At 72.0% G+C, this 12560-nt stretch carries 9 protein-coding genes; 2 read left to right on the top strand and 7 right to left on the bottom strand.

Going from position 1 to position 12560, the window contains the following annotated elements; genetic code table 11:
• The 7 genes from A5481_RS27450 to A5481_RS27420 form a co-directional block, all read right to left on the bottom strand.
• A partial coding sequence (locus A5481_RS27450; RefSeq protein WP_064504429.1) for an ATP-binding cassette domain-containing protein occupies positions 1-1403 on the bottom strand: 1403 nt, incomplete at its 3' end.
• Positions 1403-2278, bottom strand: a complete 876-nt coding sequence (locus tag A5481_RS27445; protein WP_048432144.1) for an ABC transporter permease — start codon at positions 2276-2278, stop codon at positions 1403-1405. The genes A5481_RS27445 and A5481_RS27450, both read right to left, overlap by 1 nt.
• Positions 2279-2282: 4 nt before the next feature.
• Positions 2283-3314, bottom strand: a complete 1032-nt coding sequence (locus A5481_RS27440) for an ABC transporter permease (RefSeq protein ID WP_048432145.1) — start codon at positions 3312-3314, stop codon at positions 2283-2285.
• A 1-nt stretch (position 3315) separates the two neighbouring features.
• A complete protein-coding gene (locus A5481_RS27435; RefSeq protein ID WP_048432146.1) occupies positions 3316-4914 on the bottom strand; it encodes an ABC transporter substrate-binding protein in 1599 nt (532 codons plus the stop codon).
• A gap of 127 nt (positions 4915-5041) precedes the next feature.
• A complete protein-coding gene (locus tag A5481_RS27430) occupies positions 5042-6436 on the bottom strand; it encodes an NAD(P)-binding domain-containing protein (protein WP_048432147.1) in 1395 nt (464 codons plus the stop codon).
• 3 nt (positions 6437-6439) lie between these two features.
• A complete protein-coding gene (locus A5481_RS27425; protein WP_048432148.1) occupies positions 6440-7186 on the bottom strand; it encodes an SDR family oxidoreductase in 747 nt (248 codons plus the stop codon).
• On the bottom strand, positions 7183-8172 hold the full coding sequence (locus tag A5481_RS27420; protein ID WP_048432149.1) for an NAD-dependent epimerase/dehydratase family protein: 990 nt from the start codon (positions 8170-8172) through the stop codon (positions 7183-7185). The genes A5481_RS27425 and A5481_RS27420 overlap by 4 nt, the downstream gene beginning before the upstream one ends.
• A 570-nt stretch (positions 8173-8742) precedes the next feature.
• Between A5481_RS27420 and A5481_RS27415 the strand changes: the two genes are divergently transcribed.
• Entirely contained in the window at positions 8743-10953 is a 2211-nt protein-coding gene (locus A5481_RS27415; RefSeq protein WP_082172934.1) for a type I secretion system permease/ATPase, read from the top strand.
• Positions 10950-12461, top strand: coding sequence for an HlyD family type I secretion periplasmic adaptor subunit (locus A5481_RS27410; RefSeq protein ID WP_048432150.1), 1512 nt, complete (start codon positions 10950-10952; stop codon positions 12459-12461). The genes A5481_RS27415 and A5481_RS27410 overlap by 4 nt, the downstream gene beginning before the upstream one ends.
• Positions 12462-12560: the final 99 nt, after the last annotated feature.

Raw genomic sequence — 12560 nt, 5'->3', positions numbered from 1 at the left:
GCCTGGACCGAGACGTCGAGGGCCGCCGTCGGCTCGTCGAGGACGAGGAGCCTTGGGCGCACGGCGATCGCCCGGGCGATGCCGATGCGGGCCTTCTGGCCGCCGGAGAGCTGGTGCGGGAACCGGTCGAGGAGGGCGGCGGGCAGGCCCGCCCGCTCGGCGCTCTCGATCACCCGCAGGCGCAACGCCTCGCCCCGCAGCGGCGTCAGGCGCTTCACCGGATGGGCGATGCAGTCGAAGGCGGAGAAGCGCGGGTTGAGGCTGTCGGTCGGGTCCTGGAACACGATCTGGATTGCCTGCCGGTGGGGCGAGCGGTGGAAATCGCGGGCCGGAATCGTGCCGATCGATTCGCCGTCGAACAGGATGCGGCCGGCGCTGGCATCGAGGAGCCGGCAGATCATCCGCGACGTGGTGCTCTTGCCCGATCCCGATTCGCCGACGAGGCCGAGGCTCTCGCCCTCGCGGAGCGAGAAGGACACGTCCTCCACCGCCATGGCGCCACCAAAGATCTTTCCGAGGCCCTGCACTTCGAGGAGCGGCGGGGTGCCGGGGGCAGGCGCCGGCCGCTTCAGGGCCGGTGGGCGGGTCCCCTCCGGCACGAGGTCGGCGAGCGTCGAGGTCGGGGTCGGCGAGGCGGCGACGAGGCGCTTCGTGTAGGGGTGGCGGGGCGAGGCGAACAGGGCGCCCGGCTCGCCCTCCTCGACGAGGCGGCCTTGCTCCATCACGGCGATGCGGCCGCAATACTGGGCGGCCAAACCGAGATCGTGGGTGATCAGGATCATCGCCATGCCGCGCTCGGCGGTGAGCCGGGCGACGAGGTCCATCACGGTCTTCTGGGTCGTCACGTCGAGGCCGGTGGTCGGCTCGTCGGCGATCAGGAGCGCCGGGCGGCAGGCGAGCGCCAGCGCGATCATCACCCGCTGGCACATCCCGCCCGAGAGTTCGTGCGGATAGGCGTCGAGGCGCTTGCCCGCGTCGCGGATGCGCACCGCCTCCAGGCTCTCCAGCGCCCGCTCGCGCGCCTGGCGCTTCGACAGGCCGCCGGCCATCAGCACGTCGGCGAGCTGCCGGCCGATCGGGCGGATCGGGTTCAGCGCCGCCCGCGGGTTCTGGAAGATCATGCCGATCGCCTGGCCGTGCGCCGCCCGGAGATCTGCCGCCGAGAGCCGGGTCACGTCCTGGCCGCGGAACCGCACGCTCCCGCCGGCGATCCGCCCGGCGCGATCGAGGAGGCGCGCCGCCGCGAAGGCGGTGACGGACTTGCCCGACCCGGATTCGCCGACGAGGCCGAGGCTCTCGCCGGGCGCGACCGAGAGGGAAACGCCGCGCAGGGCCTCGACCGGGCCGCGCCGCGTCGCGAAGGTGACCTTCAAATCCTCGATCGAGAGAAGGGGGGGCTGCATCAGGTCCGCATCCGGGGATCGAGGATGTCGCGCAGGCCGTCGCCGAGCAGGTTGAAGCACAGCACGGCCAGCATCAGGGCAAGGCCCGGGAAGGCGACGAGCCACCACTTGCCGGTGGTGATGAAGCGGGCGCCTTCCGCGACCAGGATGCCCCATTCCGGCGTCGGCGGGCGCACGCCGAGCCCGATGAAGGAGAGGCCGGCCGCGTTGAGGATCGCCCAGCCGAGATTGAGCGAGATCTGCACCGCCATGGCGGGGAGCACGTTCGGCAGGAGGAAGCGCAGCACCACCGCGAGGTGGCCCTCGCCCCCGGCCCGCGCCGCCTCGACGTAGCCGGCGTCGCGCCGCACGTTCACCTCGGCCCGGGCGAAGCGGATGTAGAACGGCAGGTTGATGATGGCGGTGGCGATGACGATGTTCTCGACCCGGTTGCCCAGTGCCGCCACGAGCGCCATCGCCAGGACGAAGAGCGGGAAGGCCATCAGCACGTCGACGAGGCGCCCGACCACCCGGTCGAGCCGCCCGCCCGCGTAGCCGCTCACCCCCCCGATCACCGCGCCGAGCGCGAAGGACAGACTCACCGCCGAGAGCGCGATGGCGAGGTCGAGCCGCGTCGCCGCGACGATGCGGCTGAGCACGTCGCGGCCGAGCTGGTCGGTGCCGGCCCAGTGCGCGGCGCTCGGCGGCTGGAGCGCCACCGAGACGTCGGAGGCGACCGGGTCGTAGGGTGTCAGCCAGGGGCTGAAGACGGCGACGAGGCAGAGCAGGGTCGCACCCGCCGCCGCGACCGCGGTCAGCGGATTCTCGCGCAGGACGTAAGCCGCGTGGCGCAGGGTGCTGGGCGGCGGGGCGAGGGTGGGAGAGACGGCGTTCATCGGATCACTCGATCGAGACGCGCGGGTCGGCGAGGCCGTAGAGCACGTCGACCGTGAGGTTCACGACGACGAACAGGCTCGCCATCAGCAGCACGAAGCCCTGGACCGGGGCGTAATCCGAGGCGAGCAGCGCATCGAGCGCGTAGGAGGCGACGCCCGGCCAGGAAAACACCTTCTCCACCAGAACGTTGGCCCCGAGCATGGTGGAGAACACGATGCCCGCGATGGTGAGCACCGGCAGGATCGCGTTGCGTAAGCCGTAAGTCACGATCACCCGCCGGCGCGGCAGGCCGAGCGAGCGGGCGGTGCGGATGAAGTCGCTGCCGAGCACGCTCAGCATCGCCGCCCGGGTGATGCGGGCGAGCGGCGCGAGCACGAACAACGCCATGGTGAGCGCCGGCAGCACCAGCTGGCCGGCCGCGGCGCGAAAGCCCTCCCAGTCGCCGACGAGCGGGAAGTCGATCAGCAGGAAGCCGGTGATGTCCGGCGGGCTCGCGGCGAAGACGTCGACCCGGCCGGTGGGATCGGGGGCGATGCCCAGCAGGTAGTAGAACACGTAGATCAGCAGCAGCCCCGACACGAAGGTCGGCACGCAGACCCCGAGCGCGCACAGGAAGCGCACCGCGTGATCGACCACCGATCCCGGCCGCAAGGCCGCCGCGATCCCGAGCGGAATCGCCAGCAGGAGCGCGATGACGAGCGCGGTGAACGTCAGTTCGAGGGAGGCCGGCAGGCGCTGGCGCAGATCCGTCAGCACCGGCTGGCCGGTCGTCATCGAGCGGCCGAGCTGGCCCTGCGCCACGTCGCCGAGGTAGCGCACCAGCTGCTCGGGCACCGGCTTGTCGAGGCCCATCTGGCGGCGGATCTCCTCGATCTCCGCCTTGCCGGCATTGGGCCCGGAGGCGAAGAACACCGCCGGGTCGCCGGGCAGCACCCGCATCAGCAGGAAGGTGAAGACCAGGACGCCGAGCAGCGCCGGCAGCGAGGACAGGAAGCGCCGCCCGGTGCGCCGGGCGATGCCGGAGGCGGAGGCCATCCTACTTCCTCGACAGGTCGCGGTAATCGACCTGGCGGTGGAACTGGTAGGTGTAGCCCTCGACCGATTGCGCCATCACGGCGTCCTGGTTCGGCTGCCAGATCGGGATCTGCGGCATCAGGGCGAAGTTGCGCCGGTTCAGGGCCCGGGCGTCGTCGTCGTACTTCGCGGGATCGCGCTCGAACCGGGCCTTGGCGGCGAGCTCGTTGATCTCGGGATCGTCGATAGAGCTGTAGTTCCAGCGCTGGTTGCCGGTGTAGAAGTTGCGATAGAAGTAATCCGGCGACGGCAGCCAGGCGACGATGCCCTCGGTGAAGAACGGCAGCTTCTTCTCGCTCACCTGCGTCGACATCTGCGCGTCGGGCAGCTTCTGGATCTCGACCTTGACGCCGATCTTCTCCAGCGATTCGCGGATCAGCGCCGCCATCGGCTCGGCGGTGGCGGCCTGGCCGACATTGAAGCTGAAGGTGGTCGAGAACCCGTCCGGCAGCCCGGCCTTGGCGAGCAGCGCCTTGGCCTTGGCCAGATCGAGCGTCACCGGCTGCGCGACGGGGAAGACCGGGGCGGGATCGCCCTCGCCCCAGGTCGCGCCGAAGAGCGGCTTGCCGCGGCCGAACAGGGCGGCCTTGAACATCGCGTCGTAGGGCAGGGCGTAGGCGAGCGCCTGGCGCACCTCGACCTTGTCGAAGGGCGGCATCTTCGTGTTGAAGGAGATCAGCGTCGCGGCGTTGAATTGCGGCGTGGCGATCACCTTGAGCTTGGCCCGTTCCTTCAGCGCGAGCACGTCGTTGGCCTGGAGGTCGATGACGATGTCGGCGTCGCCCTTCTCGACGAGGTTGGCGCGGGTCGCCGGATCGGGGATCGTCTGGGCGATGATGCGCTTGAAGCCGGCCGGCTTGTCGGGCGCCGCACCCGTCCAGTCGGCGTTGCGCTTCAGCACCACCTGCTCGCCGGGCTTGAACACGTCGACGCCGTAGGCGCCGCTGCCGACCGCGTGGTCCTTGAGCCAGCCTTGCGCCCACGGGTCCTCGGCCGTCGCGTGCGACTTGGCGACCTTGGAGTTGATGACGATGGCGTAGACGGTGGCGAGGTTCGGGAGAGCCAGCCGGTCGGGCTTCGGCAGCGTGACCTTGAAGGTATGGGGATCGACGACCGTGAACTGGTCGGGGCTGGTCAGCGAGCCGGTGAGGAGCTGCGGCCCGGCGAGCGACTTCGCCGAGACGGCGCGGTCGAGCGACCACTTCACGTCGTCCGCCGTGACCGGGGTGCCGTCCTGGAACTTCGCGTCCTTGCGCAGGAAGAAGGTGAGGGTCAGGCCGTCGGGGCTGACCTCGTAGCGCTCGGCCAACTCGCCGCGGACCGCATCGAGGTCGAACACCCAAGTATCGCCGAGCTTCTTGCGGCCGAACGTGACGAGACGGTCGTAAGTGCTGAGGCTGATCGCGAAGGCCTCGCGGGTCGTGCCCGGCATCGTCGGGTCGAGGGTGTTGACGGCCGCTCCCGTGACGTAGCGCAGGGTCTCGGCCCGGCTCTGGGCCCTGGCCGGCCCCGCCACGACGAGGGCGGCGAGGAACGCCGCCGCGAGGCCGCCCGTCCGCATGCTGGTCTTCGTCACGCCGGTTCCTTCCCTGCATCCCTGATCCGGTCGGCCTTCTAGCAAGGGCCGTTCCAGCGGCGGCCATTCGAGACCAGGGATCGCTCCGGGGCAAGAGCTAACGCGGGACGTTTCAGCGCAGCACCGCCTGCTTCACGTCGTAGGCCCGGAAGTCGGCCCAGTGCCGGTCGAGGTCGGCGGTGAACAGCCCGCGGGTGAGGCCCGAGACGAGGCGGGGCACCGCGGTGGTCATGGCGTTGATCGACGCGCCGGAGGGGCCGTGGCTCACCGTCGCGGCGATGCCGAACAGGTGGATGTCGCGGATCCACGGCGTCACGCCGGGCTCGCGCTCCGTGAAGGCGTAGTCGTCGCCGAGATACGGGTAGGCGGCGAGGCGGTCGTCGCGCTCCGCGGGCGGTGGGGCGTAGCGGTCGCCCCAGGTGGCGATGTTGTGGGCAAACGCTAACAATTCGGGCCGCGCGGCGTAATCGACGGCGATTCCGGTCGCGGCGATGACGAGATCGGCGGTGATCGCCCCCTGCGGCGTGTCGAGGACGACCGCGCCGTCCTCCATCCGCGCCGCGGTGACGGGCGCGCCGGGGCGGAAGCGGAAGGTCGGGTGCCGGGCGCAGCGATCCCAGGTCGCCTGCGGGAAGCCCTCGCGCAGGCCCATCACGGCGCTCATGAAGCGCCAGCGCCAGGCATCGTCGAGATCGCCGAGATGGCGCAGGAAGCCCGCGAAGGTGAGCCAGCGATAGGGCTGCACCACCTGCGCCTCCGCGCGCCGGCACAGCAGGACGACCTCGGCGGCGCCGGCTTCGAGCGCCGCCGCGGCGTTGTCGAAGGCCGAGGCGCCGGCGCCGATCACCGCGACGCGCTGTCCTTCGAGCCCCGCGAAATCGATCGCGTCGTCGGTGCGGGCGATGCGCTCCGCCGGCAGGCCGGCCAGCACCTCGGGAACCGCCCAGCGCCCGGCGCCCTCCTGGCCGGTGGCGAGCACCACCTTGCGGGCGTGGCGCACCCGGCCCGTCGCGTCCGCCACCGCGAGGAGACCGCCCGCCGGTGCGATCCCGGTCACCGTCACGCCGTTCTCGACCGGCACGCCCGTCGCCATCCTGACGAAGGCGAGGTAGGCGGCCCAGTCCTCGCGGGCGATGAGGTCGAGCGCCTCCCAGCTCGCTTGCCCGTACCGGGCCTCGTGCCAGGATTGGTAGGTGAGCGCCGGCAGGCCGAGATCGGGCCCGGTGAAGTCCTTGGGGCTGCGCAGGGTGCGCATGCGGGCATAGGTGAGCCAGGGCCCTTCGCGCCCTTCCGGCGCCCGGTCGAGCACCAGGACGTTGGTGACCTGCGCCCGCAGCAGCCCGAAGGCGATGGCGAGGCCGGATTGCCCGGCCCCGATCACGATGACGTCGTGGGCGGGCTCGCCGTCGGGCCCGGTGCGCGGCGTGAGCCAGGGCGCGCGGGGATGGGCGGTGCGGGCGATCTCGTCCCGGACACGGACGAGGAGGGCGTCGAGGGACATGCTGATCCTTCAGGCCGAGAGCCAGCCGCCCTCGACCGGCAGGGCGGCGCCGGTGGTGAAGGAGGCGGCGTCGCTCGCGAGGTAGAGGATGGCGCGGGCGACTTCCTCCGGCTGCCCGAGGCGCTTCATCGCGTGGCGGGATTCGGACGTCGCGCGGGCGGCCTGCGGATCGGCGGCGCGCCGGAAGCTGCGGGCAAGGAGCGGCGTCTCGATCGCGCCCGGCACCACGGCGTTGACCCGGATGCCGTCGCCGGCGAAATCGAGCGCCATGGTGCGGGTGAGGCTGAGCACCGCGCCCTTGGCGGCGATGTAGGCGCTGTTGTTGCGACCCCCGGCGAGCGCCAGCTGCGAGGCGACCGTGACGATCGCGCCGCCGCCCCGCGCCCGCATCAGCGGCACCGCCGCGCCCGCCCACAGCCAGGTCCCGCCGACATGGGCGCGGAACACCGCGTCCCAGTCCGCGGGCGCCGTGGTCTCGACGGTGCCGCCGACGGAGAAGCCCGCCGCGGTCACCAGCACGTCGATGCCGCCATAGGCCTCGACGATCGCGGCCGCGTCGGCCGCGACCGCGTCCGGCGCGCCGACCTCCGAGACCCGGGCGAGTCCGCCGATCTGCGCCGCCACCGCCTGCGCCGCCGGGCCGTCCCGGTCGATCACCGCCACCCGGGCGCCGGCTTCGGCGAGGAGCCGCGCCGTCGCCGCGCCGATGCCGGAGCCGCCGCCGGTCACCACCACGACCTTGCCGTCGAACGTCATCGTGGGTCCTTCCGCAACGGGGCTTGCCGCAGCTGGCCTTGCCAAGCCAGGAACGCATCGGCGGAGGCCTCGCAGCCGTGCCGTGCCTCCCAGCCGAGTTCGTCGCGCAGGCGCGCGGTGGAGAGCGGCGGCCGGTCGCGGTCGCCGTGCAGCGCGATCGTCGGGGTCTCGCCCGGCTCGGCCAAGCGGCAGACGGAGCCGGGCGCGGCCCGCGCCAGCCGCTCGCCCCAGGCGAGGACCGGCCAGATGGCGGGGCTCGACACGTTGTAGAGGGGGTAGCGCAGGCGCGGCGCCTCGATGAGCCGGGCCACAGCCTCGCCGGCATCGGGGGCGTAGAGCCAGTCGCGACGGCCGGGCCGCGGCAGCAGGGCCGGGGTGCCGGCCTCCAGCGCCGCCCAGATCTGCGCCTGCGGGCTCAAGGTGTCGCGCAGGCCGGTGGCGCGCTCGAACGGGCCGAACACCGCGCTCAGGCGCACGCTCACCCCGTCGAGCCCCCAGGGGCCGCAGAGCCGCGCCAGCACGGCCTCCGAGGCGAACTTGGTGACGGCGTAGAGGCTCTCCGGCCGCGTCGCCAGATCCTCGGACAGGGCCGATGCGTCCGCCGCCCCGTAGGCGGCGGCCGAGGACAGGTTGACCACCCGGCGCACCCCGGCCCGGCGGCAGGCCTCCAGGATCGGCACCATGGACGCGAGGTTGACCGCCAGGATCGCACCCGGATCCGCCGCCTCCCGGGCGGCGTCCGCGGTGATCGCCGACGCGATCACCACCGCGTCGGTGCCGGGCCGGATCGCGGCGCCGAGGTAGGCCGGATCGGTCACGTCGCCGAGGTCGAGGTCGAGGGCGTCCGGCGCGCCGCCGAGCGCCCGCAGGAGCGGCGGCGGGGGCGGCGCCCGGTCGAGGAGCCGCACGCCCCGGCCGCGGGCGAGGAGGGTGCGGGCGAGGTTCAGCCCGACGAAGCCGGCGCCGCCCAGGATGACGACGTTCATGCGGCCGGCATCCTCCCGAGGGCGGCGGCGACTTCCTCCTCCGGGCGACGGCATCTCGGCACGGGCTCTCCTGGCGAACGATCCGCCGCGCCGCCATGCACGAAGCGGGCCGGCCGGCGACGCAGGATACGGCGCGTCGCCCGGGGCACAACCTCTGCGGTTCCCGTTGCCGCCGCGGGCGGGCCTCGCGCGCGGACAAGCGACGGAAACACGGAGCCGACGGTCGGGGCCGGCCGCGCGCCGCCGCCTCGTCGCGGGCTCACCGAAGTAGGATTGGCGCAACGTGGGATTTCCGCTAGGGAAAGCAGTGGCCCGCGCCGTCGGCGGCGGGGCGGGCGCCGCCGACGGCATGTCACGAAACCATCACGCGCGCGAGCCATGAGGTTTCCGCGAGCGGCCGGCGCGAAACATTCGCGGCCCGGCAAGCCGTGCGCGTCCTCGTCGCCCCGGGGCGGCCGCAGGCGGGTCACGGACGACCGATTTCTCGTGTACGTTGCGATCCGGGAAACGGAACGCGGCATGATTCGGCGTCGGCCAGGCCGCGCCGCAGCGTGTGGGGAGCTCGACGACATGGTGCAAGACGCGGCCGCACAGGCCGGCCCCGGCCAATCGGGTCCCGGCCCCGCGGAGCTGCCGGCGGCACGGCCGGATTCGGGCCTCGGCGCGCTCGCCCTCGTCGCATCGTTCCACCAGATTCCATGCGAGCCGGCGCAGGTCCGCCACGACCTCGGCCTCGGCCAGACCGTGATGAGCGCCGTCGACATCGTGCGCGGCGCCCGCCGGCTCGGCCTCAAGGGCCGCCTGCTGCAGGACCAGAAGCCCGGCCGCCTCGACGGCATCCCGCTCCCGGCGATCCTCGAGGTCGATGACGGGCGCTTCGTCGTCCTCGGCCGTCGCTTCGAGGACGGCAAGCTCCGGATCATCGATCCGGTCGCCCGCACGGCCGAGCACGTCGAGGCCGAGGCCTTCCTGCCCCGCTGGACCGGCACCATCGTGCTCGTCGCGCGTCGCGCCAACCTCCAGACCGCTTTGCACAAGTTCGGCCTGACCTGGTTCGTCCCCTCGGTCTGGCGCTACCGCAAGCCCCTCGCCACCGTGCTCGTCGCCTCGCTGTTCATCCAGCTCTGCGCCCTCATCACGCCGATCTTCTTCCAGATCACCATCGACAAGGTCCTGGTCCATCGCGGCTACTCGACCCTGACGCTGGTCGCCGTCGGCCTCGTGGTGCTCGGCCTGTTCCACGTCGTGCTGCAATACTTGCGCGGCTACATCCTCACCCATACCGCGAGCCGCATCGACGTCGAGCTCGGCGCGCGCCTGTTCGACCACCTGATGCGCCTGCCGCTCGGCTATTTCGAGACCAGGCCCGCCGGCCAGACCGTCGCCCGGGTGCGCGAGCTCGAGACGGTGCGCAACTTCCTCACCGGACAGGCGCTCACCTCGGCGATCGACGTGCCGTTCACGCTGATCTTCCTCGCCATCCTGTACTTCTACTCGCCGCTGCTCGCCCTGATCGTCACCCTGTCGATCCCGTGCTACATCCTGGTGGCGGTGCTGCTGCGGCCGATCCTGCGCGACAAGACGCTGGAGCGCTTCAACCGCTCGGCGCTGTCGAGCCAGTTCCTGATCGAGTCGGTCGTCGGCATCCATACCGTCAAGGCGCTCGCGGTCGAGCCGACCCTGAAGAGCCAGTGGGAGGAGCGGCTCGCCGCCTACGTCAAGACTTCGTTCGTCGCCGGCCTCGTCGCCAGCATCGGCCAGAACGCGATCCAGTACATCTCCAAGGTCACGACCGCGCTGGTGCTGTTCTTCGGCGCGTACGCGGTGATGAACGGCGAATTGACCGTCGGCAGCCTGATCGCCTTCAACATGATCATGGGGCAGGTGACGGCCCCGATCCTGCGTCTCAGCCAGCTCTGGCAGGACTTCCAGCAGGTCAAGGTGTCGCTCGAGCGCCTCGGCGACGTGCTCAACTGCCCCCCCGAGACCCGGGCGCTGGCGCAGGCCCACCTGCCGCCGGCCAAGGGCCAGGTCACGGTGCGGGGCGTGTCGTTCCGCTACCAGCCCGGCACGCCGGAGGTGCTCAAGGATGTCAGCCTCGACATCCCGGCCGGCCAGGTCATCGGCATCGTCGGCCCGTCGGGCTCGGGCAAATCGACCTTCACCAAGCTCTTGCAGCGCCTCTACACCCCTGAGAAGGGCCAGGTGCTGGTCGACGGCGTCGACATCGCCCAGGTCGATCCGGCCTGGTTGCGGCGCCAGATCGGCGTCGTGCTGCAGGAGAACCTCCTGTTCAACAAGACGGTGTTCGAGAACATCGCGCTCGCCAATCCGGGCCTGTCGCGGGCCCAGGTGATGCAGGTGGCCCGCCTCGCCGGCGCCGACGAGTTCATCAACCGCCTGCCGCTCGGCTACGACACGCCGATCGAGGAGCGCGGCGCCAACCTCTCGGGCGGGCAGCGCCAGCGGCTGGCCATCGCGCGGGCGCTGGCCACCAACCCGCGCATCCTGATCCTGGACGAGGCGACCTCGGCCCTCGACTACGAGAGCGAGCGGATCATCCAGGAGAACATGAAGCACATCGTGCGCGGCCGCACCGTCATCATCATCGCCCATCGCCTCGCGGCGGTGCGGATCTGCGACCGCATCATCGCCGTGCAGGAGGGGCGCATCGTCGAGGACGGCACCCACCGCGAACTCGTCGAGCGGCCGGCCTCGCTCTACGGCCGCCTCTGGCGCCTGCAATCCGACCACGGCACCACCCAGGGAGAGGCCGCGTGAGCGCGAACCCGCAACCCGCCGCCAACCTGCCGGCCCCGCGCCGCGCGCCCCCGCCGCCGGCCCGGTTCAGCCCGCGCGGGCTCACCGAGCGGGTGCGGCGCCTCGCCGACGACCGCTCCGACCAGGAATTCCTGCCGGCGCATCTCGAAATCCTCGACACCCCGCCCTCGCCCTACGCGGTGGTGTTCACCTGGGTGATGTGCCTGATGTTCGGCGCGGCTCTCGTCTGGAGCATCTTCGCGCAGATCGATATCCACGCGGTGGCGACCGCCCGCATCCAGCCCTCCGGCCGCTCGAAGGTCGTGCAGCCCTTCGACACCGGCAAGGTGCAGACGGTGTCGGTCGAGAACGGCAGCCGGGTCCAGGCCGGCGACGTGCTGCTGACGCTCGAGCCGACCGAGGCCGAGGCCGACCTGTCCTCGCGCCAGGGCGACCTTGCCGCGCTCGAGGCCCAGATCGCCCGGCGACGCGCGACGATCGAGGCGGTAGAGACGAACCAGCCGACCGCGAAGGTCGATTTCCCGGCCGGGGTGCCGCCGGCGGTGCGGGCGCGGGAGGAGGGGGCGATGCTGGCCGAGATCGGCCAGTACCTCACCACCCGCGAGGCGTTCGAGGCCCAGCTCGCCGAGAAGGCCGCGACCCAGGAGCGCTTCACCGCCAGCATCGCGGCGCGGATGCGCCTCCAGGCGGTGCTGAAGGAGCGCGCCGACATGCGCGAGACCCTGGTGGCGAAGGCCGCCGGCACTCGCGCGGCGGTGATCGACGCGGTGCAGCAGGTCGAGCAGGTCGCGGCCGACCTCGCCTACGACCGCGGGCAGCTGACCGAGGCCAAGGCGGCAGCCACCTCGCTCCAGCGGCGCATCGCCCAGCTTGCCAGCGAGACGGTAGCACGCCAGTACCAGGCGCTGACGGAAGCGGCGCAGAAGCGCGACGCCCTGGTGCAGGACGTGGTGAAGGCGCAGCTCAAGCGCGAGCGCACCGTGCTCAAGGCGCCGATCTCCGGCACGGTGCAGCAGCTCGCCGTGACGACCCTCGGCCAGGTGGTCACCGCCGGCCAGCCCCTGATGGTGGTGGTGCCGACCGACGGGCCGATCGAGGTCGAGGCCCAGGTCCAGAACAAGGATATCGGCTTCGTCCTGCCCGGGCAGGAGGCGGTGGTGAAGATCGACGCCTTCCCGTTCACCCGCTACGGCTCGATCGAGGGCAAAGTCCTGCGGGTCTCGCGCGACGCGGTCGACGACCGCGAGGCGGGCGGTGGCAGCGACGCCGTGTCGGTGGCGCGCAGCCAGGGCGTGAACCCGGTGACCGGGATGGCGAAGACCCAGAACCTGATCTTCCCGGTGACGGTGGCCCTGTCGCAGACCTTCATCAAGGCCGACGGCAAGGACGTGGCGCTGACCCCCGGCATGACCGCGACGGTGGAGATCCGCACCGGGCGGCGGCGGGTGATCGACTACCTGCTCTCGCCGGTACGGGAGACGACCTCGACGGCGGGGCATGAGCGGTGAGGCGCGGGCGGGGGGCGGGTCGACGTCGGTCGCTCCCTATACTGAATGGCGCCACCCTTTCCCGGATCTCCGTCCGCTGACGCTTCCGTCGTCCGGGAA

It is taken from the genome of Methylobacterium platani, from assembly GCF_001653715.1.
GTDB classification, from domain to species: Bacteria; Pseudomonadota; Alphaproteobacteria; order Rhizobiales; family Beijerinckiaceae; genus Methylobacterium; species Methylobacterium platani.
This window is presented reverse-complemented; position numbering and strand designations above follow the sequence as displayed.